The organism is Aeromonas sp. 25-248 (genome assembly GCF_053005425.1).
The window spans coordinates 43,077-67,591 of the sequence record NZ_JBRKTB010000019.1 but is presented as its reverse complement, the minus strand read 5'-3'; the positions used below and the strand labels follow the sequence as shown (position 1 = coordinate 67,591).

Genomic DNA, 24,515 nt, shown 5'->3' with positions numbered 1-24,515 from the left:
TGGAGCGGGAAACGAGACTCGAACTCGCGACCCCGACCTTGGCAAGGTCGTGCTCTACCAACTGAGCTATTCCCGCAAAACCTGAAAACAGACCGTACAGCATTTGGTTGCTTGCGCTACTGTACGGGAGCCGAATTATAAGAGCAGACATTCCAATTGCAAGGGCTTTTTTGTCTGGTTGCAGCCGTTCGCTCAAAAGCTGGCCGAACTGCTGATTTTAGCAACCGAACGACGGCAAACCCTTGCCAGCCACTCAGATTTTGAAGACGTGGGCGCGGTAGAACTGCAGTTCGGCGATGGATTCGCGGATGTCGTCCAGCGCCTGGTGAGAGCCGCTCTTCTTGAATTGATCCAGCAGTTCAGGCTGCCAGCGACGGACCAGCTCCTTGATGGTGCTGACGTCCACGTTGCGGTAATGGAAGAAGGCTTCCAGATCGCCCATGTGCTTGACCATGAAGCGGCGATCCTGGCCAATGCTGTTGCCGCACAGGGGGCTGGTGCGCTCCGGCACCCACTGGCGAATGAAGGCGAGGGTCTCGGCAACGGCCTTAGCCTCGTCGTATTCACTCGCCTTGACCCGGGCCACCAGCCCGCTCTTGGTGTGGGTGTTGACGTTCCAGTCATCCATCTTGCCCAGCTCTTCCTCGCTCTGGTGGATGGCGATGACCGGCCCTTCGGCCAGCACGTTCAGGTCCTTGTCGGTGACGATGGTGGCGATCTCCAGTACCACGTTCTCTTCGGGGTCCAGACCCGTCATCTCCATGTCGATCCATACCAGGTTCTGCGCGCTGACTGTCATGATTGCTCTCTCTATTGGGAGGAATGGCGGAATTTTGCCAATTTGCATGTATCATACTGGCTTTGAATCTGTTCATAAACTGGCAAACCCCGTGGCAAAGAAAGCAAAACTCAATCTGGGTCAACAAAGGCGCGTCCAGGCCAACCGCGAGCGGCGGCTGCAAAAAGAGCACACCACAGTGGTAGATGACACCCTGTTCGGCCCCGCCATCGAAGGGGTGGTGATCAGCCGTTTCGGCCAGCACGCGGATGTCGAGGCGAGCGATGGTGCCATCCACCGCAGCAACCTGCGGCGCAGCAGCATCAGCAGCCTGGTGTGCGGCGACAAGGTGGTGTGGCGCCCCGGCCTCAATGCCGCGACTGCCGGCGTCATCGAGGCGGTGCACCCGCGCCACTCGGTGCTGACCCGGCCGGACTTCTACGACGGGGTCAAACCCATCGCCGCCAACATCGACCAGATCATCATCGTCTCGGCGGTGATGCCCGAGTTCTCCACCAACATCGTCGACCGCTACCTGGTGGCGGCAGAAGATGTGGAGATAGCGCCCCTCATCGTGCTGAACAAGGTCGACATGCTCGATGACGCGGCCCGCGCCCGTATCGAGCGCCAGCTCGAGATCTACCGCAAGCTCGGTTACGAGGTGCTGCTGGTGAGCTGCGAGAGCGGTGAGGGCATCGACGCCCTCAAGGCGGCGCTCACCGACAAGATCAGCATCTTCGTGGGCCAGTCCGGGGTGGGCAAGTCGTCCCTCACCAACGCCCTGATGCCGGGGCTGGACGTGCTCACCGGCGAGATCTCCGAGAACTCGGGGCTCGGCCAGCACACCACCACCACGGCGCGGCTCTACCACTTCCCGAGCGGCGGCGATCTCATCGACTCCCCCGGGATCCGCGAGTTCGCCCTCTGGCACCTGGAAGCCGACCGCATCACCTGGTGCTTCGTCGAGTTTCGCGACTACCTGGGTGGCTGCAAGTTTCGCGACTGTACCCACAAGGATGATCCCGGCTGCGCCCTGCGCGCCGCGGTCGAAGCGGGCGCCATCAGCGCCGATCGCTTCCACAACTACCACCGCATCCTGGAAACCATGCAGGAAGCCCGCCACGGTCGCCAACAGGCGCGGCTGTGACCCGTTCAACTCATTCCCAGATGAAGATCATGAGCATCACTGACAACCTGAAAATTGCCGGTCAATACTGCCTGCCCAAACACGCCCTCTCCCGCCTGGTGGGCAAACTTGCCGCCGCCGAAGCGGGTAACCTCACCACCAAAGTGATCGAGACCTTTATCAAGCAGTACCAGGTCGACATGAGCGAGGCGCTGCACGAGAGCCCTGCCCACTACAAGAGCTTCAACGCCTTCTTCACCCGCGAGCTCAAACCCGGCATCCGCCCCGTGGTGGAAGACGCCATGACCCTGGCCCTGCCGGTGGATGGCACCGTCAGCCAGCTCGGGCCCATCAGCCAAGGTCGCATCATCCAGGCCAAGGGCCACGACTACAGCGCCCGCGAGCTGCTGGGGGGCTATGAGGATCTGGTGGCCCCGTTCAAGGATGGCAACTTCGCTACCATCTATCTGGCACCCAAGGATTACCACCGCATCCACATGCCGCTGGACGGCGTGCTGGAGAGCATGGTGTTCGTGCCGGGGGATCTCTTCTCCGTCAACCCCCTCACGGCCGAGAACGTGCCCAACCTGTTTGCCCGCAACGAACGGGTGGTGGCCACCTTCCGAACCCCCCACGGCCCCATGGCCCTGGTGCTGGTCGGTGCCACTATCGTGGCCAGCATCGAAACCATCTGGGCCGGCAACATAGCGCCGACCAAAGAGAAGAAGGTGGTGCGCTGGGACTACACCGGCGATGAAGCCATCACCCTGCAAAAGGGGGCCGAGATGGGCCTGTTCAAGCTGGGCAGCACAGTCGTCTGCCTGTTTGGCCCGGGCATGCTGGCCGGTTTCGAGCCGCACCTGGCCAACGGGGTCACCACCCGCATGGGTCAGCCCTTTGCCACCCTGGCGGCGCAGGTATGAGCGATCAACCCTCTTCCCAGAAGAACAACCCGCTGCACGGGCTGACCCTGGAGGCCATCGTCACCGCCCTGGTCGCGCACTATGGCTGGGAAGCGCTGGGGCAGCAGATCAATATTCGCTGCTTCACCGATAATCCCAGCATCAAGTCCAGCCTGAAGTTCTTGCGCAAGACCCCCTGGGCCAGAGAGAAGGTCGAAAGCCTCTATCTGTACGTCCAGCGCAAGCAGGCCAAAGCAAAGGAATAACGCCATGGCGTTCAAGATTACCTACACCTACGGCAAGAAAACCAAAGAGATCGGCTACGCCAACGACAAGTTCAACAGCATCTACGATGCCATTGCCGCCGCCGAGGGGATCGATCTGACCCGCTTCCACGCCATGGAAGAGCAGCTGGCCCAGGTGTGCCGCCGCGACAAGAAGAGCGTGAAGGATTACCGGGAGAACTACTTCAAGGAGCTGGGCTTCTCCAACATCGTCATCGAGCGGGATGCCAAGGAGTAACCATGCGCACCCTGACCCTGATGGCGGCCACCCTGCTGCTGGCCGCCTGCAACACGACACCGAAGGAGCCCCTGGTCGGTGCGGATCGCGACGAACATGGCTGCATCGGCAGCGCGGGTTATCAATGGTCGGCGCTGGCAGGCCAGTGCGTGCGGCTGTTCGAGCAGGGCATTCGCCTCAACCCGACCGATGCCGGTCAGACCGTCAGCGCCTTCGTGCTGTTCAATGCCGATCAGAGTCAGGCCGAGCTGACCCTGCCAGAGGGCGAGCCGATCCGGCTGGTCCGCCAGGGCGAAGAGGGCAACTGGTCCTGGCAGGGCGGCGGCTATCAGCTCTTCCCCTGGAAGGGGTATGTGCTCAAATCCGGCGACCATGTGCTCTATCACGGCGATCTGACCCCCTGATCCTCTGGCTTCATCTCTCCCCTCACGCCCTGATGGGCGCGGAGCAGGCATAAAAAAACCCCGTTGCACGCAACGGGGTTTTTCATGATACCCGGCAGGATCAGTTGCCGAGGGTGGAGAACAGGCTCTGTTCCAGGCTGCCGCGGGAGACGCACACCGGGGTGATGGAGGGAGCCAGTACCCGCTCGCCGGAGGACTCGACGAAGTAGAGCTGGGTATTGCCCTTGACGTTCACGGTGGCGACGCTGTTGTTGCCGCTCTGGGTGATGATCAGGTTGATCTGCAGGTTGGGGTTGCCCAGCGCCACCTTGGACCCCATGGTGCCGCAATCCAGCCACTCCAGACCATCGGCCGAGTTTTCCACGTTGGCGGTCATCAGACCGGCACCACGCTGGCTGTTCTCGATGTTCAGGCCGTGATCGCCGAACCACTTCTCGGCACGGGCCCACACCAGATCCACCGGGATCGCCATCTCCTGGGTGTTGTTGGTTGCCTTGGCAACCGGCGGGGTATAGCGATACTGCTCGCCGCCGTTGTTGTCGCTCGCACAACCCACCATCAACAGGGCCAGGGCGCCCCCCATTATCTTCTTCATGCTGCTTCTCTCATCCATAAGGCCATAGGCCGACCGGCGGCTATTATGGCGATCGCGACACAGGCTGTCAGCAGGGATCCGCACAAATGGCGTACTCTTAACCCAGGCTTTACAAAACCCACCTGTTATCATAGATTTGCTCGAAGTCTCCCCCGTGAGTGCTCTCGTGACTTCTTCGCTCTCCCTGGCGCTGCTGCAGCAGATCATCGACCAGTTACCCATGAATATCTTCTGCCGGGACAAGCACGGACGGTACCTGTTTGCCAACAAGGCATTCGCCAGGGAAGCCGGCCTGCAAGATCCGAGCGAACTCATTGGCAAGAGCGATGCCGAGATGCCCTGGGGGGATGTATTCCGGGAGGAAGATGACCGCCTGCTGGCCGACGGCAAACCCCTGCTGCACCAGCAGCTCCATTGCCACAGCGGCGAAGGCGCCAGCTGGATGGAGATCAACAAGGTTCCCCTGTATGACGAGCACGGCGATCCCATCGCCCTGTTTGCCATGGTCAGCGCCATCGATCAGCGCAAGGAGCTGGAGCAAACCTTCCGCCAGCAGCAGTTGCTGCAACGCCGCCTGCTGGATGCCATTCCCGACCTCATCCGTCTCGAGGATCACCAGGGCGTGCTCATCGACTGCAACCAGGCCTTTCTCGACTTCATGGGGCTGGTGGCAAGCGAGGCTCTGGGTCGGCGCGTCCCGCCCCGGCTGCCCGTCGAACAAACCCTGGGTCAGGGGGAGTATTGCGTGGTGGATGCCCAGGGCAGAGGCCGCCATCTGGAGGTCACCCGGGTCGAGGTGCCGGATGACGAGGGCAACTCCCTCGGCATCCTTACCCTGAGCCGCGATATCACCGGGCTGCGCACCACCCAGGCCCAGTTGCAGCAGGAGCAGCACTACGACAGCCTGACCGGCCTGCTCAAGCTCTCCCACTTCCTCCAGACCAGCCGTCATCTGGGCGCCCGCAAGGCCAGCCTGCTGCTGGTGGATCTGCAACATTTTCGCGAGATCAACGATCGCTTCGGGATACGGGTCGCCGACCGCCTGCTGAGCCAGGTGGCCCGCCGCCTGCAACGGCTGGCGCCGCCCCAGTCCCTGCTCTGCCGGGTCGCGGCGGATGACTTCGCCCTGCTGCTGCCCGATCTCCCCCTCTCTCTGGATACATGGAGCCGCAACCTGCAGCAGGAGCTGATGACGCCCTATCAGGTGGAAGAACACAGGATCCAGATCCCGGTGTTCCTCGGCATCGCCCATGGCAAGGCCAAGGATGCCGAGCGTCTGCTGAGCCACGCCGAGGCCGCCCTGGCCCAGGGCAAGCGCCAGCAGCAGCACTGTACCCTGTTCGACCCCGCACTCGATGCCAAGCTCAAACGCCGCCAGCTCATCGCCGCCCAGTTGCCACTCGCCATCAAGTCCGCCGAGCTGACCGCCGTCTACCAGCCCATCATCTGTACCCACAGCAACCGGCTGCACGGGGCAGAGCTGCTCTGCCGCTGGCCCCATCCCGAATTCGGCATGATTTCCCCCGATGAGTTCATCCCGCTGGCGGAGGAGCTGGGGCTCATCGGCCAGCTCGGCCAGCTGATGCTGGAGCTCGGCTGTGCCCAGCTTGCCCGCTGGCAGGTGGCGGCCCCGGATCTGGTGCTCTCCATCAACCTCTCGCCCCTGCAGTTCCGCGATCCAGAGCTCTGCCCGCAGATCTTCGACTGCATCGCGCGCCACGGGCTCGCCCCCTGGCAACTGGAGCTGGAGATCACCGAAGGGGTGCTGATGGAGAATGCCGACGAGATAGAGAGCAACCTGGCCAGCCTCATCGAGGCGGGCTTCCAGCTCGCCATCGACGACTTCGGCACCGGCTACTGCTCCCTCGCCTACCTTCCCAGGCTGCAGGTGGCGACCCTCAAGCTCGACAAAAGCTTCACCCAGGGGCTGGCCACCAACCAGGCCACCACCGCCATCGTGCGTTCCGTCATCGGGTTGGGCCATGAGCTTGGCATCAAGATCACCGCCGAAGGGGTGGAGACGCCGGAGCAGCAGGCCTGGCTGGTGCAGGTCGGTTGCGATCGGCTGCAAGGCTATCTGTTCAGCCGCCCCCTCCCACCGGCCGACTTTGCCCGCAGCTACCAGCTGCCGGAGCAGTAAGCCAGCAACAACAAGGCCACCCGAGGGTGGCCTTGTTGTTTTTGCAAAGCGTGTGTGATCTGGCGCACTTACTCCTGGAAGTAGGTGCCCCAGCCGTCGTAGTCCACCCCGTATTTCTCGAGGATGGGCAGCATCTTCTCGATGTCGGCGACAATGGTGTCGATGTCCAGCTTGCACTCCACCATGGCGTCGAAGCAGAAGATGGTGGCGCCGTCGTCCAGCTCCATCTCCTCGGCGTCGGTCACGTCGAAACCGGCCTTGAACAGATCGACCGCCGCCTTCTCCAGCAGATCGAACTTCTGGCAGGCAAAGTGGTGCTCAATCTCGTAATCCAGATCCGGGTTGCTGCCATCGGCCAGCAGCTCGTTGACGATGGCGGCGGTCTCTTCGCGCCACTCTTGCATATTGGTATTCATATAAACCCCAGGCGGTGTTGGATGGATGTCACCCCTGCCAGCCGCGTCGGCCCGGACCATGGCCAGGGGATGAGTGCGGCAAAGCATACCCGCAGAGCGCTGCAGGCTCAATCGATGGGCCAAGATAACTGGCGCCTCTTCCGGCTTGGCGCCAACGGGCAGCCCTCGGCACGTCAGGCAGCCCGCCATCCTTCATGATGTTCTGCTGGCCGTCGGCCCGCCCTGCCGTACAGGCGCCCCTCTTTTCATGGTTAAAACGGGGAAACCGGTCCAATCACGGGAAGATTGCTCGGATATCGAGCGAACGGTACATCAATCTGCGGCCTGTGGTTGACACCTCAGTCCAGAAAGGGTTTAATGCGCGCCGTTGCCCAGATAGCTCAGTCGGTAGAGCAGGGGATTGAAAATCCCCGTGTCGGCGGTTCGATTCCGTCTCTGGGCACCAACTATTCCTCCTTAGTTCAGTCGGTAGAACGGCGGACTGTTAATCCGTATGTCACTGGTTCAAGTCCAGTAGGAGGAGCCAAATTCGAAAGGCCCGCTCAGATGAGCGGGCCTTTTTGCATCTGTCATTTACTCACATGCCGGGGCTAGTAGTGGTTTTCGTCCCCATGCCATACGTGTCCGGCCGAGCAGGCCCGGGCGACTTCGTGGCAGGGGTCGTCCGCATGGCGGCGGAAGAAGTGCTGATCCTGTTGCAGCAGGAGCGAACTCATCGAGTGGCTCATGCCAGCCAGTGCCTCGCCGGCGGTCAATCCTGCAACCCGGTGATCTGTGGCCAAATGAGCCAGGACTTTTTCACGACTGTTCATGATCGCCTCCCTCTGTGGATCCGGTCGTAAATTGACCATAGCAGCCGTACTCTGCATACCGCAAACCCGCGTCAGCAAAGGGCTACAGGCAGGTCCCGACCTTCTGCTCCGGCATGAAAAAACCCGCTCATGACAAGCGGGTTTGTTTCACTCAGCTAACCGCCGTTGCAGGCCGCCAGCAACAGAGTGGCACCACAGGTGGCGCTGAACACCAGCAAACCCACCTGCAGCACCCCCTCCGGATCCCTCTGTGTGCGTCTCTTGCGAACACGTATCCATCTCGGCTTCATCGAGCCAACTCCATCCAGTTTCCTGCACCCGGGGTGCTGACCTATCCCTGCCCATCCCGGCAGGCGGCTCATCTTTGTCCAGTTGCAGCCCGCCGTCAACTGCGGCGAAACCACACCTTGTAGGGCACCGACCTCAGACTCCATCTCTGTTAACAATCTGGAAAACTGGCGTGACCCGCTCCTGCGCCAGGGCTATGATGAGGCCGACGATTTTCCTACCCTCAGGGAGACCCCAGATGAGCAGCCCCTTGCACTATGTGCTGGATGGCATCCATTGCGAGCCACACTTTTTTACCGTGCCCCTCGACCACCAGCATCCCGACGAGGAGGCGACCCTCGCCCTGTTTGGCCGCACCCTCTGCCGCAAGGACAAGCTGGATGATGACCTGCCCTGGCTGCTCTATTTGCAGGGGGGCCCGGGCTTTGGCGCTCCTCGCCCGACCGCCGATGGCGGCTGGATCAAGCGGGCCCTGCAGGAGTTTCGGGTGCTGCTGCTCGATCAGCGCGGCACCGGCCACTCCACCCCCATCAGTGCTGACGCCCTGGCAGGGATGACCCCAAGTGAGCAGACGGACTACCTCGGCCATTTTCGTGCCGACAGCATAGTGCGCGACGCTGAATGCATTCGCGAGGTGCTGAGCCCGGGGCGCCCCTGGAGCCTGCTCGGCCAGAGTTTCGGCGGCTTTTGCAGCCTCACCTACCTCTCGTTGTTCCCAAGGAGCCTGCACGAGGTCTACCTCACCGGCGGCGTTGCCCCCATCGGGCGCAGTGCGGATGAGGTCTACCGCGCCACCTACCAGCGGGTAGCGGACAAGAACCGCGCCTTCTTCACACGCTTCCCCCATGCCCAGGCCCTGGCCAACCGGCTGGCCAACCACCTGCACCACCACGACGTGCGCCTGCCCAACGGTCAGCGCCTGACGGTGGAGCAGTTGCAGCAGCAGGGGCTGGATCTGGGGGCCAGCGGCGCCTTCGAGGCACTTTACTACCTGCTGGAAGACGCCTTCATCGGCGAACGCCTCAACCCCGCCTTCCTCTATCAGGTGCAGGCCATGCAGCCGTTCAACACCAACCCGGTGTTCGCCATCCTGCACGAGCTCATCTATTGCGAAGGGAGTGCCAGCAACTGGGCGGCCGAGCGGGTGAGAAGGGAGTTCCCTTCCCTGGCCTGGGCGCCCGGCAAAGATTTCGCCTTTACCGGTGAGATGATCTTCCCCTGGATGTTCGAGCAGTTCCGCGAGCTCATTCCCCTGAAGGAGGCCGCCCACCTGCTTGCCCAGAAAGCGGACTGGGGTCCCCTCTACGACCCGGCGCAGCTGGCCCGCAACACTGTGCCGGTGGCCTGCGCCGTCTATGCCGAGGACATGTACGTGGAGTTTGACTTCAGCCGCGACACCCTGAAGGGGCTTGGCAACAGCCGCGCCTGGATCACCAACGAGTACGAACACAACGGCCTGCGGGTCGATGGCGAGCGGATCCTGGATCGGCTCATCCGCATGAACCGGGATCGCTGATCCCGCCGGGCGCACGCCCGCAGCTAGACAATAAGTTCGAGGGCGGCCCATGAGCCGCCCCGCCCATGGAAGCAACACAAAACAACAAGGACACCCATTGGATCATCCGGAAATCTCGGCCGGCTGGCTGAGTCGCCTCTTCTATCGCTGGACCGGCCCGCTGCTGCGCAAGGGGCTGACCCAGCCCCAGGTCAGTCTCGACGATCTTTATCCCCTGCTGCCGGAAGACAGGCGCGACGGCCGCGCCGACGCCTTCCTCGCGCTCACCGCCCGCCAGCCGGTGCGCCCCTGGCCCATGACCGCCTTTATCTGGCGCCATTACAAGGGACGAATTGGCCTGCTCACCCTGCTGCAACTGCTCGGCATGCTCGCCACCCTGACCAGCCCCTGGCTGCTCAACCACAGCATGACCCAGCTCGGCACCGATGCCACCGCCGGCCACAAGCTGCTGCTGGCCCTGGCCCTGTTCGCCTCCGTGCTCGCCGCCGGCATGCTGGCGGAGCACTCCCTGCAACTGGCCCTCAAGATGCACGTGCCCATCCGCCGTCTGCTGGCCGAATCCCTGCTCGCCAAGGTGATGAAGCAGGGTGGCAAGAGCTTCGACGACCGGGCCGGTGGCCGGGTGCAGAACCTCATCAACCGGGACGTGTGGGACATCACATGGATATTGGCGGACCCCGCCATGCCGCTCACCATGGCGCTGCAACTGGCCGGCACCATAGCGCTGCTGGTGTGGCAGGTGGGCAGCGCCGGTCTGGTGGGTTTTGCGGTGCTCACCCTGTTGCTGCTGCTCTCCACCCGGGTGGTGCGCCGCATGAACCAGCAGGAGCAGCAGCTCAAGCGTCAACAGGACGAGCGCAACGGCATCCTGGCGGAATACATCAAGAAGCTGCGGCTGGTGCGCCAGAACGGGCTTGGCCCCTTCTTCACCCGGGCGGCCAACAACAAGCGCCAGCAGGAGTTGGGGGTGCTGGGCCGGGTGCTCAGGCTCGATGCCATCAACGAAGGGCTGATGCTGAGCACTCCCCTGCTGGTGACCCTGGCCACCTTCACCACCTACCTGGCGTCGGGCAACACCCTCACCCTGCCCCAGGTGTTCACCACCATCGCCCTGTTTACCGTGCTGCGCATTCCCATGATGCGACTGCCCTACCTCATCCGCACCCTGATCAACTTCAACACCGGCTTCAACCGGCTGTGCGAGTTCCTGAACAGCCCGGAGCAGCATCGGGAACTCGATGATCCCGCCCTGCCGGCGGGGGCCCTCCACCTGGAAGGCGTCAGTGCCCTGCACCAGCAAAAACCGGTGCTCGAGGGAGCCAACCTAGCCATCGCACCGGGAGAGCTCGTGGGGATCACCGGGGCCACCGGGGCGGGCAAGAGCTGCCTGCTGCATCTGGTTGCCGGCTTTGACAGCGAGTTTGCCGGCAGCATCCGTCGCCACGGCCGGGTTGCCCATCTGGGCCATAAACCCTGGCTGATGAACGACACCATCCGCAACAACATCCTGTTCGGCCAGCCCTGGCACGCCGAGCGCTATCGCTGGGTGCTCGGCGCCTGCGCCCTCACGGCCGATCTCGCGCTGCTCAGCCACGGGGATCAAACCCTGGTGGGGGAGCTCGGCACCCGCCTCTCCGGCGGCCAGCAGCAGCGGGTCGCCCTGGCTCGCGCCCTCTACGCCCGGGCCGATATCCTGCTGCTGGACAACCCCTTGTCTGCGCTCGACCCCATGGTCGCGGCCCAGGTACTGGAGCAGGGGCTCGCCTTCAAGCCGGGGCCGACCCGGCTCCTGGTGAGCCACGACCCGGATGTGCTGGCCAGGTGCGATCGGGTGATCCGCATCGAGCAGGGGCGCCTGGTGGAGCTCGATGCCCACCAGTTGGCGGATCTTGTCCAGCATCCCCAGCCCGCCCCGCCGGTGCCCCCTCAGGAGGCGGAGCAGTTCAGCGAGGAGAAAGTGGTGGAGGGCAAGGTGGACTGGGGGCTGTTTGGCTTCATGTGGCAGCGCCTCGCCGCCCCCGGAGCCATCCTGCTCGTCCTGCTGCTCACCCTGGGCCAGGAGGGGCTGCGCATCGCCTCGGATCTCTGGCTCGGCGGCAAGGCCGAGGTGAGCGACGTCACGACCCTGCTCGGCATCTATGTGCTGCTGGGGGCGGGCTCCCTCGCCTGCATCATGGCGGTGCGAGTCATCAACTACAAACTCGGCCTCAAGCTGGCCTGGACCCTGTTTGACGGCATGCTGGGGCGCATCAGCCGCGCCCCCATGGCCTTCTTCGACAAGGTGCCCCAGGGGCGCATCCTCAACCGCTTCGACCGGGATCTGGGGGAGGCGCAAGAGATGCTGCTTTCCATGCTGGTGGGACTGTTCGGCATGCTGGTGTCCGTGGCCTTGCAGGTGGTGGTGATCGGCATCAATATTCCCCTGCTGCTGCTCATCGCCCCCCTGGTGGGATGGGTGCTCTATGTGTTGCAGCGCCGCTACCGGGCGGTGCAACTCAAGCTGCGGCGCCAGTCCTCGGTGCTGCGCTCCCCGCTCTACATCAGCATCAGCGAGACCATCCGCGGCGCCCCCGCCCTGCGCCTGGCAGGGGCCGAGCGTTTCGCGCTGGACCAGGTGCTGCACCACTATGACAACAACCTGCGCAGCTGGTACACCACCACCTCCATCAACCGCTGGCTCGGCATGCACCAGACCCTGCTCTCCGCCGCCCTGGTGGGGGCCGTGGCACTCATGGTGGCCTTTGGCAACAGCCCGCTGCTGGGGGCGGTTGCCATCACCTATGCCTTTACCGCTTCCGCCATGCTCAACTCCCTCATCCGCACCTTTGCCGAAGTGGAACAGGTGATGAACGCGGTGGAACGGGTGCGCGAATACAGCGAAATAGAGAGCGAACGCCAGGAGGGAGAGGCCCTCGCCACCCCTCACCCCGCAGTGCGCTTCGACAACCTGGGGCTGCGCTACCCCCAGACCAGCCAGTGGGCACTGCACAAGGTGAACTTCGAGCTGGCCCCCGGTGAAAAGGTGGGTGTGTGCGGGCGTACCGGGGCAGGCAAAAGCTCCCTGCTGGGGGTATTGCAGGCCATGTATCCCGCCTCCCAGGGGGAGATCTTCTACGGCAATCAGCCACTGTCACGACTTGCACCGGAGGCGGTGCGCGATCTCTACGACACCGTCTCCCAGATCCCGCTCACCTTCTTTGGCTCCTTGCGGGCCAATCTGGCGCCCCTGACCGAGCATGAGGACGCCATGCTTGAGCAGGCGCTTGCCCGGGTGGGACTGGCCGAGCGCTGCGCCGGACGGCTGGACGAGGATCTCGACAGGCTACAACTCTCCGCTGGCGAGACCCAGTTGCTGGTGATCGCCCGCATCCTGCTGTCGCGCCGACCGTTCATCGTGCTGGACGAGGCCACCTCGGACCTCGATCACGGCGGCATGCGCAAGATGGCGGAGCTGCTCTACCGCTACCGGCCGGAGGCCAGCTATCTGGTGATCGCCCACCACCTGGAGCCGCTCTTGTCGGTGGACAAGGTGGTGGTGATGGAGGCCGGCACCGTGGTGGAGCAGGGGTCGCCGGTGAGCCTGCTGGCCAACTCCCACTCCCGCTTCCACCAGCTGTTTGCCGGCCAGGTCAACCGTCAGGTGCCCCAGACGGCATGAGCACCAAAAATAACAAGGGCTGCCCCCGGGCAGCCCTTGTTGCTTGAGGAGAGCCTCAACGCTCCATGATCTGGGTGATGTCGTCCTTGTTGATATGCACTTCCCTCCCCTCTTCATCGTAATAGCGATACATGCCTGTGGTCTCGTCCAACCTGGGTTTGCTGTCGGTGGCAATCATCTTGCCATCCTTGGTGCTCATGATGTATTGGGAGCTGCACCCCGCCAATCCCAACAGACAAATCAGCATCATCACAGCTTTCATCACTCTCCCCTTCTTCACGCTCACCCTGGCGGTGATAGGTGAAGCCTAGCTCAGTATGGGTTTCTGACTGCAGCAGCCATAAAATTAGAGCAAAAAGTCAACCCTGCCAGACAAGCCTTATACGACACCCTAGTCAGGCGCCAGAAACAAAGCCATAACATCCGGCATACTGAGTTATCAACATGTGGTCTTATACCCGGCTATTTAATGTGCCTTCTGATCAAACAAAGGAATAATCCGATATCAGCCGTAGGAATTGTCTGATATATGTTGCAAAAAAATACACTTTTGATAGATTTCCGCGCGGAAAACAAATGTCATTGTCATTGCCAACACAATCAATAATTTGACGCTTTGACCATCAGGTGCGACGCACACTGTCAGTCAGCCTGGAAAAATAACAAAAAATACACATCCCATGCCGATTTGCCCTTCGGATGCGGTAGCCATGTCTTTTTACTCCCGACCAGCATGGACGTTGTGACACTCATAATGAGCGAAGACACAATAATTACCGTGCACGGGGCAACACGCTGACGCCAAGTACCAGTCATGCCATCCCTGCCCCTGCGGGTGGTTTGCTCCTCATGCTGACAACACTGAGCATACCCAGGCCTTCCATATACCTGGGTGCCTTGCATATAAAAACGTCACACAAGCATGTTCTAATATACGGGGCTTGTTATTTTTTCACGGATATATAAAGAAAGTCTAATTTACTCAATTGCCGAGTAAACACCCTATTTATTACTCACCATCTTCAGCAATCTGAACAAACACATTGCAAGGCTTTACCTAAAATGAAATTTATAACAGCGCCATGGATATTAGCTGCGATTAGTTTAAATGCATTCGCTGCGCCGCAAATCAGCCCGCAGATGATGGAACAATTCAAGCGCCTCCCCGCTGATCAGCAACAGGCTCTGGCCAAGCAATACGGTATTTCTGTCGACCAGTTCCAGAATGCCAGCGCCATGACCCCTGTCACCCCGTCAACACCGGTAGCGGCGCCACGGGAGGTCGACTACAGCCAGGTATCCCAGCGCCCGCTGATCGCAGGAGTCGCCCAGCCAGGGGAGCTCCAACCATTCGGTTACAATGTGTTCGCCGGTGAACCCATTCTGGATGCCCCGGTGACCGACATGCCCGTTGCTGATGATTATGTCATTGGCCCGGGGGATGAAATCCATGTGCAGCTGTATGGCAAGGAAAACGCGGTCTATGACCTGAGCGTCGGTCGCGAAGGCTTCATCGATTTCCCCAGTCTCGGTCCCATCTCCGCCAGTGGGTTGACCTTCCAGCAATTCAGAAGCGACCTTGAAACCCGGATCAAGGAGCAGATGATAGGCGTCAACTCCTTCATCAGCTTTGGTTCCATGCGCGCCATGCAGGTCTTTGTGATGGGGGATGCCTATCGCCCCGGTGCCTACAATGTCAGCGGCATGGCGACCGTCACCCAGGTCTTGCAGGCGGCAGGCGGCATCGATACCGTCGGCTCCCTGCGCAAGATCCAGGTCAAGCGGGCCGGACAGAAAGTCATCGATGTTGATCTGTACAAGATGCTGGTCTGGGGGGATACCAGCCAGGATATTCGCCTGCAGGCGGGAGATACCGTCTTCGTCCCGGCCAAAGGCAGTGAAGTGTCCATCAGCGGACTGGTCAAGCGCCCCGCCATCTACGAATTGAGAAATTCGGCCCCCCTGGCGGACGTGCTCGCCCTGGCCGGTGGCGTAAAGGCGTCCGCCTTGCAGGAAGTCTCGGTAGAACGTCATACAGACACCGGTCTGAAGGTCTTCAACCTGACGCTGGCCAATGACCATGATCGTCAGTTCAGCATCCGGGACGGTGACAAGATTTCGGTCAAACCGAGCAGCACCGAGTACAGTCAGGCCATCGTCGTCAAAGGGGCCGTAGTACGTGATGGCGTCTACAGCTATACCCCGGGCACCCGCATCAGCAACCTGCTCAAGAGCGTTCAGCGGGATCTCATCTCCGCGACCGATCTGAGCTATGCCCTGGTCGTCAGGGAAGTGGATTCCCAGCGCAATATCAGCGTGATCCAGTTCAACCTGGGCAAGGCGCTGCAACAGCCGGGCAGCAAGGACGATGTGGTACTCCAGGCCAGGGATCAGGTGCTGGTGTTCCGCAACGATGCCACTGACCGGCTCAGAGAGACTGCCGCGACCTCGACCAGAGTGAAGGATCTCAAGACCAAGGCAAGAGAGCTGGACAACGCCGCCATGATGCGGACCGATGTCTCCACCGGCGCCGATGTCAAGAGTGACGAGCTCAGCAATGACTCTCAGATCAAGCTCTCCTCCCTGTCCGACAAGACCGCCACGGACGCAGTGGTCGCCGATTCACGGCAAGCCCTTCTGGCGCCTGTCATCGAGCGCCTGAAGGCACAGTCTACGCTGGGTCAGCCGGTGAAGATCATGGAAGTGCGTGGCGAAGTGAAATACCCGGGCCTCTACCCGCTGACCGACAACAGTCGCATGTCCGATGCCATCCTGGCCGCCGGCGGATTCAACGAGCAGGCCAACGTTGTCGAACTCTCCCGCGTCAATGAGCGGGGCGACAGCATCCTGGTACAGAACGAGCGATTCTCGCTGGATACTGCCAACAGCCCTTACGGTTCACCGCTGCTGCAATCCAAGGACAACATCAACGTCCTGCCCCATCCCCAATGGCGGGAAGAGGCGACCGTCCAGGTCTTCGGTGAAGTGAAATTCCCGGGCACTTACACCGTGCGCCGGGGAGAGAGCCTGCACGATCTGATCGAGCGCGTGGGTGGCATCACGACCTACGCCAACCCCAACGGAGCCATCTTCGCCCGCAAGGCCCTGCGCAAGCAGGAGGAAGAGCGGCTGGTGATGCTGCGCGATGAACTTCGCCAGGAGATCTCGACCATGACCTTGCGCAGACAGAGCACCATTGCCAACTACAGCAGCTCCCCTGCCGAAGCCATGTCGGTGGTCAACCAGCTGGAAAACAGCAAGGCCATAGGACGCATGACCATCGACATGCCAGCCCTGCTGGCCGGAGAGAAGCAGTCGGACGTCCTGCTTGAGGATGGCGACAAACTCTATATCCCGACCATGCAGAACGTGGTCTCCATCGCGGGCATGGTGCAGTTCCCCTCTTCCCATATTTACAAAGAGGAGACCAGCATCAACGAGTACATCAGCCTGGCCGGTGGTACCAAGAAACAAGCCGATACCGATCGCGTCTATGTCATCAAGGCCAACGGCAGCGTGATGCTGCCCAATGACAGCTGGTTTGGCGGACGCAAGAGCCTGGAGCCGGGGGACACCATCATAGTGCCGGTGGATTCCGACTATCTGGACAACCTGAGCATCATGTCTTCGGCGACCCAGATCATGTATCAGTTGGGCGTCGCCTGGTCCGCCATCAAGTAACGCGCTGGACGCGTCCAGTCATATTCCATAGGACTCATCAAATCATCATGGAAGCACAAAAAGCGAACGTCATTCCCTTGCCGAGGGATCTTGCTCCGGCAAGCGATGAAATCGACCTGCGAGAGCTGGCTATTGCCCTGTGGCAAGGCAAGTGGTGGCTCTTTGCCACCACATTGATCGCGACCTGTCTCGCCGTTGCCTTCGCACTGTGGAGTCCCAACATCTATCGTGCCGAAGCGCTCCTGACCCCCTCCCTTGAACAACAGGGGGGAGGACTCTCCGCGCTGGCCTCCCGCTTCGGCGGGCTGGCCAGTCTGGCCGGGGTCGATCTGGGCAATAAAGGTGGAGACAAGGCTTCCATCGCCATCGAGGTGGGCAAGTCGCGGCTGTTTCTCGGGGAGTTCATTCGTCGCCATCAACTGGCCGTCCCCCTGATCGCCGCCACCGGCATGGATAAAACCACGGGGGAGCTGCTCATCGACCCCAAAGTCTATGACACCCAGTCCCATCAGTGGGTCCGCGAGATGCCGCCCGGCAGGTCTCCCGAGCCCACTGACTGGGAGCTCATCAAGGCGTTCAGGAGCCTGGTCAATCTCAACAGCGACCCCAAGACAGGGCTGCTGACCGTCAGCGTCGACTTCTACTCCCCGCAACTGGCAAAACAGTGGGTGGACTGGTTGATCGACGATCTCAACAGCACCATGAAACAGCGGGATCAGGAGGAGTCAAAACGCAATATCGCCTATTTGACCGAACAACTCTCCAAAACTTCCGTTGCCGATATGCAGAAAGTCTTTTATCAATTGATAGAAGAGCAGACCAAAACCTTGATGCTCGCCGAAGTCAATCAGGAATATGTCTTTAAAGTGCTTGACCCTGCCGTTATCGCCGAAGAGAAAATAAAGCCGAAACGGGCACTCATCGTCGTATTGGGTGCCCTCTTGGGCGGCATGTTGGGGGTGATGATAATTTTGGTTCGATTTGCATTCCGTCATGATAAAAAATAATGGATGCAAATTGATCAAAAACGATGGCTTGCCATCACAATAGAGTAGAACGATCGTCGACTATTCTGATTTTATAAGGGAAATATATGAAGAAGAGTGTTTTGATTATGACTGCACTGCTGGCCCTGTCCAGCCCGACCATGGCTGCAGAAACAGTCGCTGCTGGCGCAGGCGCCAGCACTGGTGGCGCCGCTGCCGGTGCCGGTGCTGCTAGCGCTGCTGCTGTCGGTGGCATCACCGCTGGTGCCATCGCCGTTGGCGTAGCCGCTGCTGCTGCCATCGGTGTTGCCGTTGCCGTTGCCAGCAACAACAACGACGACAACCCCTCGACTGTCACCAGCACAGCTCGTTGATATAATGAAATAAAGACTGCCTCAGGGCAGTCTTTATTGTTTTTCTATTTATTCAGTGATGCTTTCATGCTAATCAAGCGCATTCTTTTATTGCTATCAATGTTGTTGTTTGGCTGTGCAGACAGCAACGTTGATAGCTATCAACAGCTCAAATATATCTTCACTGCGGATGATGAGATAACCATTTCCCCGGAAGCCATCGAAAAGCTGCCCTATGCCAGTGCATTGCTCACCGTTGACGACAGACCACCTGTATTGCTCGTGCTCGCCTTTGCCGAGGGGGATCGCCTCTCCTGGGTCAGCAGCGACAGAGGCTTGATAGTGACCGAGCATGGTCGAATTACCAAGACGCTCAAGCTGGATAATGATCTTCGCTATTTCGCCGCCACCATGGCGGATCCCTTGAGTCAGGCCGTCATTCCAGGCGATGCCCAATTCAGTTATCTGGCCGAATGGGCGCAACTTCGCCACAGCGGAAGAAACCTCCACGCCACCTTCAAACAGCTGGCTGATGAAAATCTGGATATCAATGGCGCCGTGCTGACAACCTCCCTCTACGAAGAGACGGTCCAGTCGGTGAAGGATGACCTGACGTGGCGGAATTATTACTGGCTGGACAAAAAAACGGGCTTGGTCAGAAAAACCATTCAGCACATCGGCCCTGACAACAGCACCATCGAGATGGTCTTCACCAAGCCCTATGCACCATGAAAAAAATCATACTCTCGCTTCTGATTGGCTATGCCCCCTGGCTTCATGCCGACAGCATCACCCGGGTGATGGTCGGCCATGCCAGCAAGACCACCATTTCCCTCTCCGATAGCCAGCGTCTGGAACAGCTGTTGAATGCGCCCGGCTTGCCCGGCTACGTCTACTGGCCTGCCGCCATCATCTCCTCCCCCGCCCAGGATGAGTCTGCACAGCAAGCCAAAGAACAGCTGCTCAGCGATCTGAAAGCCCTCCAGGTTTTCTGGATGAGAGCGCATCAGGGAGGTCTGGTTCAGGCCACCCAGCAACTGCTGCGCGAGCTGGATCAGCTCGATGTGGCCGGCCGGATTGACATCAAGCTGGATCCGGATCTCAGCAGAGTGGAGCCGGCAAACAACCCTCGTCTGTCTGGCGACTATTCTCTCTATCTCTCTCGCAGGCCATCCAGCCTCTACCTGCTGGGATTGATCAACAGTCGCAGGTCCATGCCCCATGAACCCGCCAAGGGGCTGGCTGAATATTGGCAGGGTCACAGTCTGCTACCCGGCGCCAACCCTGGCGAGGTCTATCTCATCCAGCCGGATGGCCGCGTCCAGTTGTCCCCCGTCGCGGTGTGGAACGAATACCATATCGAGCCCATGCCGGGTGCAACCCTGTTTGCCGGTTTCGATCCGGCGCTGTTGCCTGCCCAGTTCAAGAACATCAATCTCCGTATTGCCGACATGATTGCTAATCGGATACCCGAGTAATGCTGACCAGAATCGCCACTCTCTCGCTGCTTGCCTCCCCCTTCGCGTTTGCCAACACGGACAGCTTCTCGCCTCTCCTCCCCACCCAGAGTGATTTTGGTGGCGTGGGCCTGCTCCAGATGCCGACGGCACGCATGGCTCCGGAAGGCGAGTTTTCATTCAACTACATGGATGACCAGGAATACCGGCGCTGGTCCATCTCCATGCAGCCATTCTCCTGGCTGGAAGCCACCCTGAGATACACCGACATTCGCACCCGGCTCTACAGCAATGACGAGAATTTCAGTGGCGACCAGACCTACAAGGACAAGGGGCTGGATGTCAAAGCCCGACTCTGGACCGAATCCACCTGGCGCCCACAGGTCTCTGTGGGCCTGCGCGATGTGATGGGGACCGGGCTCTTTGACAGCGAATACCTCGTCGCCAGCAAACGCTACAAGAACCTTGATTTCACCCTGGGAATGGCGTGGGGAAACATGGGTCAGAGCGGCAACATCAAGAACCCCTTCTGTGAAGTCCGTGAAGGCTGGTGTCAGCGTGATGACGGCTTCTCGGGCAGCGGCGGCAAGTTTGAATTCGGCAGCCTGTTCCATGGCCCGGCGGCCCTCTATGGAGGGATAGAGTACCAGACCCCCTGGCAGCCCCTCAGGCTCAAGCTCGAATACGAGGGCAACGACTACAGTCACGAGTCGGCGGGGGCCATCGTTCAGAGCACCCCTGTCAATGTGGGCATCGTCTACCAGCCTTACGATGTGTTCGACATGCACCTCAGCTATCAGCGCGGCAATACCCTGATGTGGGGGCTGACATGGCATACCAACTTCAACGACCCTTCCCTGTCGCTGCCCAAGGTCATGGATCCCCCCGTTCCGGCCTATCAGGCCAGCCAGGTCGACTCCCTGGAGCAGGTCGACTGGTCAACGCTCTCTTCCCAGCTGGCCAGCAATGGGGGCTGGCAACAGGCCTCACTCTACAGTGACAAGGAGACCCTGACGCTGGAGGCAGAGCAGACCCGATACAGGGATCAGGCCCAGAGCGAGCAGCGAGCCACCCTGCTGGCCGTCAATGCCCTGCCTTCCACAGTGAAAGAGCTGCGCATCATCGAGCAGAAGCAGGGGATGCCCCTGCAGGAGAGCCGAGTCGATCTCGACTCCGTGCGTCGTGCCAACAGCGATCTCCCCCTAGGCCAGACACAGGAGATCGAGGTCAGCCACCAGCCACCGGCCCCCGTCGAAGGCACACTGCGCCATGGAGCCGAACCCCGCTCATGGGATTTCAAGATAGTGCCCAAGCTGAGCCAGTCCATCGGGGGAGCCGAGAGTTTCTACATGTACCAGCTCGGGTTGAATGCCAACACCGACTGGCACATGACCGAGCACGACTGGGTGAGCAGCACCGTCTTCGTCAACCTCGTCAACAACTACGACAAGTTCAATTACACCGAGCCGCCGCCCGATGGAGAGGCCCTGCCCCGGGTCCGTACCTGGGTGCGGGAGTACGTGACGTCATCGAATGTGCTGCTCAACAACCTGCAGCTCACCCACATGGACAAGTTTGCCGATGGCTGGTACGGCCAGGCCTATGGCGGTTATCTGGAGATGATGTATGCCGGTGTCGGCGGGGAGGCCCTGTATCGCCCCTTCAACCGCAACTGGGCCATCGGCGCCGATCTCAACCTGGTCAGGCAGCGGGACTGGGAGAACACCCTCCAGCTCGCCGATTATCAGATCGCCACCGGCCATGTCACCACCTACTGGCAACCGGCGTTTCTGGACAAGGTGACCGCCCAGATCTCGGTGGGTCGCTACCTCGCGGGGGACTATGGCGCCACGTTCAACTTCGCCAAGACCTTTGATTCGGGGATCAGCGCCGGTTTCTTTGCCACCTTCACCAATGTGTCGGCGGAGGAGTACGGCGAAGGGAGCTTCACCAAGGGCCTCTACATCACCATCCCGTTCGACCTGATGATGTTCAAGTCCACCATCGACAGCGCCAACATCAGCTGGGTCCCCCTGACCCGGGACGGCGGCCAGATGCTGTCAAGGAAGTACGGCCTCTACGACCAGACCAGCGTGGCCTCCTTCTGATCCCGGTTCACCATGCCTTGCAGACAAAAAAAGCACCTTCCATGAAGGTGCTTTTTTATTTCCGCTGCTCGGCTTTGCCGTCTCAGTTGCCCGGCTTGCGCTCGCCGGTGACGGTGGGGTTGGCCGGATCCATGCTCCACTCGAACCAGCCGCCGTCGTAGACGCTGATCCGCTTCCAGTCCATCAACCAGGCGTAGAAGAAGGCCTCGGAGGCACGCCAGCCGGTGCCGCAGTAGAAAGCGGCCTGCTGGGTCGGCTCGATATTCCACTCATCCCACATGGCGAGGATCTCGCGGGCGGGCTTCATGGTGCCGTCCGGGTTGTGGAAGTCGCTCATGCTGTTGGCATCCACCCCGCCGTGACCCCATCTGGCCCCGGGAATGTCCCCCTTGGGCTTGATGTAGCTGTAGCCCGAGGTATTGCCCACGAACTCGTCCCAGGTGCGCACGCTGACCAGGGCGCCGTCCGGCTGCTTGAGCAGGGCCTTGGCCTGGTCAAGGGTGGTGTAGTACTCGGGATGGGCCGGGATGGCCACGCCAAACTCCTTGGCCGGGGTGAACTTGTTGGCCAGCCCGGTCTCGGTGCGCAGATGCTGCACAAACCAGGCCTCCAGCCCGCCATCCAGCAGCCGCACATCCTCGACCCCCGCATACATCATCAGATGGGCCGCACGGGCCGCCGCCATGGTGTTGCGGCCATAGAGGATGACGGTGGTGTCATGACGGATGCCGTTCTCCAGCAGCAGCGCCTTGAGCGCCTCGTCAGAGACCTTGTTCCACAGCGGCTCCCCTTCCAGCCGGTTGGTGTCGATGTAGCCGGCTCCCGGAATGTGGCTCAGCAGATAGGCCTTGGGGGATCCCCAGTCCACCTCGAACACCTTCCACTCCCCCTTGGGGGCGGCGATGACCGGTTTGCCTGCCTGCAAGTCCGCCAGCCAGAGCGGATGGACCAGCTGCTGCCAGCGTGCCAGATGCTCCCGGGGCGCCTCTTTCCATCCCTGCAGCTCGAACAGCTGCTTGATGCCCTGCTGGCGCAGCAGACGGGCCACCTCGGCCACCTCGCGAGGGGTGCCATAGAGGGCGACGGGTTTGTCGGCCTTCAGACCCTTGCTCGCAAGCGCCACAGGCCACTCCTCGTCACTGTATTTCCACTCTGCGGAGAGCAGCTCGGCACCGGCCACATGGCCCCCCTGCTTCTCCCCGTCCATGGGCCAGCCCTGATAGAAATAGCTCGGGCGGGTATCCAGGATCACCGCCTCCTTCCCCTTGGCATCCGCCAGGGAGAGCGGGGGCAGCTCGGCGGCCAGCGCGGGCCAGGCACACCAGAGCAGCAAGGCGGTCAGGCAGCTTCGCCACAGTCCAGTCATTCGTTTCATGATGTCGTCTCGATGCATAGTGAAGAGAGTTAAAAAATGGAGCGGCCCAGGCGCTCGGCCAGCAGCTCCAGCGCCGCCGTCCCGGCCAGGGAGTTGCCCGCCTTGTTGAGCTCGGGTGACCAGACGCAGATGGAAAGCTCTCCCGGGATCAGCGCCATGATGCCGCCCCCCACCCCGGATTTCCCCGGCATGCCGACCCGGTAGGCGAAGTCGCCCGCCTCGTCATAGAGGCCGCAGGTGGCGAGCAGGGCATTGACCTGCTTGGTGGTCCGGGCCGGCAGCAGGGGCGTGCTCTCGCCAAGGGGCACGCCCCGGTTGGCCAGATAGACGAAGGCTCGTGCCAGATCGACGCAGCTCATGCGGATGGCGCAGGCATTGAAGTAGCTCTGCAATACCTTGTCCACCTCGTTCTCGAAGTTGCCATAGGCCTTCATCAGATAGGCGATGGCGGCATTGCGGGCGGAGTGCTGGTACTCGGAGCGCGCCACCACCTGATCCGCCATGATGGCCGGGTTGCCGCACAGGCGGCGCACCAGCTCCAGAGTGCGTTGGCGGGGAGCGGTGAGCCGGGTTTCCAGCAGATCGCTCACCACCAGGGCACCGGCGTTGATGAAGGGGTTGCGGGGAATGCCCTGCTCGAACTCCAGCTGGACGAGGGAGTTGAACGGCTGGCCGGAGGGCTCCTTGCCCACCCTGGCCCAGATCTCCTCCTCCTGATAGAGGGTCAAGGCCAGCGTGAGGCTCAGGGCCTTGGAGATACTCTGGATGGAGAAGGGCTCGAAAGCGTCACCTGCGGTGAACAATTCCCCTTCAACGGTACAGACCGCGATCCCCAGCCGATCGGCAGGCACCTGGGCCAGGGCGGGAATGTAATCGGCCACCTTCCCCTGCCCGAGCAGCGGACGCACCTCTTCCAGGATGCCGGCCAGTAATTCGGATGACAACACCATTGGCTTTTCCATGACGTGAAACGAGGCGGGGCCAGCCCACCGACAAAAATCCCGCCGGCGGCGGGATTTTCTATCTGCCCGGGAGGCAGTCAGATATCAGGCCGGCTCGCCGTACCAGAGATCGAACAGCTCGGTGACCACCACGGCCTCCAGCCCTTTGCCTTGCAGCCAGGTCTGAACGGCGGAACGGTCTTCGTCGGAGCACTTGCCGAGCTGCTGGGTGCAGATCATCCCTTCCCAGGCCAGGTGACCCGAGCCGGCGAAGGCCAGCTTGCGAGGCTCAATCACCTCGTCGATCAGCGCATCGACCACGGCATCAATGGTCTCTTCGGCGGTGCCGACCGGGAAGTTGAAACTGATGTCGAACCCCATTTCCTGGAATTCATCGACGCGCAGTTTCTTACGCAGACGGCGGCTACGGTTGGCCATGATAGCTCCTTAGTTGATA

At 61.0% G+C, this 24,515-nt stretch carries 23 protein-coding genes and 3 tRNA genes; 16 read left to right on the top strand and 10 right to left on the bottom strand.

Annotation, left to right across the window (positions count from 1 at the left end; translation table 11 throughout):
- Both ACVDHI_RS19300 and orn read right to left on the bottom strand, forming a co-directional pair.
- Positions 1 to 76: transfer RNA gene (locus ACVDHI_RS19300), tRNA-Gly, on the bottom strand.
- 177 nt (positions 77 to 253) lie between these two features.
- On the bottom strand, positions 254 to 799 hold the full coding sequence (gene orn, locus ACVDHI_RS19295; RefSeq protein ID WP_039040160.1) for an oligoribonuclease: 546 nt from the start codon (positions 797 to 799) through the stop codon (positions 254 to 256).
- A gap of 91 nt (positions 800 to 890) precedes the next feature.
- On the opposite strand from orn, the gene rsgA reads away from it, so the two are divergent.
- From rsgA to ACVDHI_RS19270, 5 genes are read left to right on the top strand one after another with little or no spacing between them, the layout of a single operon-like run.
- Positions 891 to 1,925 carry a small ribosomal subunit biogenesis GTPase RsgA gene (gene rsgA, locus ACVDHI_RS19290; RefSeq protein ID WP_324063376.1) on the top strand — a complete coding sequence of 345 codons (1,035 nt, stop codon included), beginning with the start codon at positions 891 to 893 and terminating at the stop codon, positions 1,923 to 1,925.
- Positions 1,926 to 1,954: 29 nt separating this feature from the next.
- Positions 1,955 to 2,827 carry an archaetidylserine decarboxylase gene (asd, locus tag ACVDHI_RS19285; protein WP_319904543.1) on the top strand — a complete coding sequence of 291 codons (873 nt, stop codon included), beginning with the start codon at positions 1,955 to 1,957 and terminating at the stop codon, positions 2,825 to 2,827.
- Positions 2,824 to 3,072 (top strand): VF530 family protein, encoded by a 249-nt coding sequence (locus ACVDHI_RS19280; RefSeq protein ID WP_447212416.1) that lies wholly within the window; start codon positions 2,824 to 2,826, stop codon positions 3,070 to 3,072. The genes asd and ACVDHI_RS19280 overlap by 4 nt, the downstream gene beginning before the upstream one ends.
- A gap of 4 nt (positions 3,073 to 3,076) precedes the next feature.
- Positions 3,077 to 3,328 (top strand): DUF2960 domain-containing protein, encoded by a 252-nt coding sequence (locus ACVDHI_RS19275; RefSeq protein ID WP_201900645.1) that lies wholly within the window; start codon positions 3,077 to 3,079, stop codon positions 3,326 to 3,328.
- A 2-nt stretch (positions 3,329 to 3,330) separates the two neighbouring features.
- Entirely contained in the window at positions 3,331 to 3,732 is a 402-nt protein-coding gene (locus ACVDHI_RS19270) for a hypothetical protein (RefSeq protein ID WP_319904544.1), read from the top strand.
- A gap of 100 nt (positions 3,733 to 3,832) precedes the next feature.
- On the opposite strand, the gene ACVDHI_RS19265 is transcribed toward ACVDHI_RS19270, so the two are convergent.
- The gene (locus ACVDHI_RS19265) at positions 3,833 to 4,327 is read right to left on the bottom strand and encodes a hypothetical protein (RefSeq protein WP_029314787.1); all 495 of its coding nucleotides are present in this window, start codon (positions 4,325 to 4,327) and stop codon (positions 3,833 to 3,835) included.
- 166 nt (positions 4,328 to 4,493) lie between these two features.
- Here ACVDHI_RS19265 and ACVDHI_RS19260 point away from each other — a divergent pair, with 166 nt between their 5' ends.
- Positions 4,494 to 6,467, top strand: coding sequence for a sensor domain-containing protein (locus tag ACVDHI_RS19260; protein WP_324063373.1), 1,974 nt, complete (start codon positions 4,494 to 4,496; stop codon positions 6,465 to 6,467).
- 68 nt (positions 6,468 to 6,535) lie between these two features.
- Here the strand turns inward: ACVDHI_RS19260 and rraB are convergent, their stop codons facing one another.
- Positions 6,536 to 6,871 (bottom strand): ribonuclease E inhibitor RraB, encoded by a 336-nt coding sequence (gene rraB / locus ACVDHI_RS19255; protein WP_039040164.1) that lies wholly within the window; start codon positions 6,869 to 6,871, stop codon positions 6,536 to 6,538.
- A gap of 381 nt (positions 6,872 to 7,252) precedes the next feature.
- Between rraB and ACVDHI_RS19250 the strand changes: the two genes are divergently transcribed.
- Positions 7,253 to 7,328: transfer RNA gene (locus tag ACVDHI_RS19250), tRNA-Phe, on the top strand.
- Positions 7,329 to 7,333: 5 nt separating this feature from the next.
- Positions 7,334 to 7,409: transfer RNA gene (locus ACVDHI_RS19245), tRNA-Asn, on the top strand.
- 64 nt (positions 7,410 to 7,473) lie between these two features.
- Here the strand turns inward: ACVDHI_RS19245 and ACVDHI_RS19240 are convergent.
- A complete protein-coding gene (locus ACVDHI_RS19240) occupies positions 7,474 to 7,695 on the bottom strand; it encodes a hypothetical protein (RefSeq protein WP_010675494.1) in 222 nt (73 codons plus the stop codon).
- 155 nt (positions 7,696 to 7,850) lie between these two features.
- On the bottom strand, positions 7,851 to 7,985 hold the full coding sequence (locus tag ACVDHI_RS19235) for a hypothetical protein (protein WP_080560565.1): 135 nt from the start codon (positions 7,983 to 7,985) through the stop codon (positions 7,851 to 7,853).
- A gap of 236 nt (positions 7,986 to 8,221) precedes the next feature.
- Between ACVDHI_RS19235 and ACVDHI_RS19230 the strand changes: the two genes are divergently transcribed.
- Both ACVDHI_RS19230 and ACVDHI_RS19225 read left to right on the top strand, forming a co-directional pair.
- The gene (locus tag ACVDHI_RS19230; RefSeq protein ID WP_324063371.1) at positions 8,222 to 9,499 is read left to right on the top strand and encodes an alpha/beta hydrolase; all 1,278 of its coding nucleotides are present in this window, start codon (positions 8,222 to 8,224) and stop codon (positions 9,497 to 9,499) included.
- A gap of 97 nt (positions 9,500 to 9,596) precedes the next feature.
- Positions 9,597 to 13,157: an ATP-binding cassette domain-containing protein gene (locus ACVDHI_RS19225; RefSeq protein ID WP_447212415.1), complete on the top strand. Its 3,561-nt coding sequence runs from the start codon at positions 9,597 to 9,599 to the stop codon at positions 13,155 to 13,157.
- A 55-nt stretch (positions 13,158 to 13,212) separates the two neighbouring features.
- Here the strand turns inward: ACVDHI_RS19225 and ACVDHI_RS19220 are convergent, their stop codons facing one another.
- Positions 13,213 to 13,419, bottom strand: coding sequence for a YgdI/YgdR family lipoprotein (locus tag ACVDHI_RS19220; protein ID WP_010675497.1), 207 nt, complete (start codon positions 13,417 to 13,419; stop codon positions 13,213 to 13,215).
- Positions 13,420 to 14,297: 878 nt separating this feature from the next.
- On the opposite strand from ACVDHI_RS19220, the gene ACVDHI_RS19215 reads away from it, so the two are divergent.
- The 6 genes from ACVDHI_RS19215 to ACVDHI_RS19190 all read left to right on the top strand — a co-directional run bounded on the left by ACVDHI_RS19215 (position 14,298) and on the right by ACVDHI_RS19190 (position 21,742).
- Positions 14,298 to 16,838, top strand: a complete 2,541-nt coding sequence (locus tag ACVDHI_RS19215; protein WP_324063367.1) for an SLBB domain-containing protein — start codon at positions 14,298 to 14,300, stop codon at positions 16,836 to 16,838.
- Positions 16,839 to 16,885: 47 nt separating this feature from the next.
- Positions 16,886 to 17,845 carry a Wzz/FepE/Etk N-terminal domain-containing protein gene (locus ACVDHI_RS19210; protein ID WP_042014284.1) on the top strand — a complete coding sequence of 320 codons (960 nt, stop codon included), beginning with the start codon at positions 16,886 to 16,888 and terminating at the stop codon, positions 17,843 to 17,845.
- A 107-nt stretch (positions 17,846 to 17,952) separates the two neighbouring features.
- Positions 17,953 to 18,198 (top strand): hypothetical protein, encoded by a 246-nt coding sequence (locus tag ACVDHI_RS19205; RefSeq protein WP_154676070.1) that lies wholly within the window; start codon positions 17,953 to 17,955, stop codon positions 18,196 to 18,198.
- A 66-nt stretch (positions 18,199 to 18,264) separates the two neighbouring features.
- On the top strand, positions 18,265 to 18,909 hold the full coding sequence (locus ACVDHI_RS19200) for a YjbF family lipoprotein (RefSeq protein WP_141651337.1): 645 nt from the start codon (positions 18,265 to 18,267) through the stop codon (positions 18,907 to 18,909).
- Complete coding sequence (locus ACVDHI_RS19195; RefSeq protein WP_324063365.1) at positions 18,906 to 19,655, top strand: capsule biosynthesis GfcC family protein; 750 nt, start codon at positions 18,906 to 18,908, stop codon at positions 19,653 to 19,655. The genes ACVDHI_RS19200 and ACVDHI_RS19195 overlap by 4 nt, the downstream gene beginning before the upstream one ends.
- The gene (locus ACVDHI_RS19190) at positions 19,655 to 21,742 is read left to right on the top strand and encodes a YjbH domain-containing protein (protein ID WP_324063363.1); all 2,088 of its coding nucleotides are present in this window, start codon (positions 19,655 to 19,657) and stop codon (positions 21,740 to 21,742) included. Before ACVDHI_RS19195 ends, ACVDHI_RS19190 begins: the two co-directional genes overlap by 1 nt.
- Before the next feature lie 82 nt (positions 21,743 to 21,824).
- Here ACVDHI_RS19190 and ACVDHI_RS19185 read toward each other — a convergent pair whose 3' ends face one another.
- The 3 genes from ACVDHI_RS19185 to ACVDHI_RS19175 form a co-directional block, all read right to left on the bottom strand.
- The gene (locus ACVDHI_RS19185) at positions 21,825 to 23,108 is read right to left on the bottom strand and encodes a sulfurtransferase (protein ID WP_406569183.1); all 1,284 of its coding nucleotides are present in this window, start codon (positions 23,106 to 23,108) and stop codon (positions 21,825 to 21,827) included.
- 38 nt (positions 23,109 to 23,146) lie between these two features.
- Positions 23,147 to 24,067 (bottom strand): glutaminase B, encoded by a 921-nt coding sequence (glsB, locus tag ACVDHI_RS19180; protein WP_010675499.1) that lies wholly within the window; start codon positions 24,065 to 24,067, stop codon positions 23,147 to 23,149.
- A gap of 96 nt (positions 24,068 to 24,163) precedes the next feature.
- On the bottom strand, positions 24,164 to 24,496 hold the full coding sequence (locus tag ACVDHI_RS19175; protein ID WP_042879866.1) for a YggL family protein: 333 nt from the start codon (positions 24,494 to 24,496) through the stop codon (positions 24,164 to 24,166).
- Positions 24,497 to 24,515 lie beyond the last annotated feature (19 nt).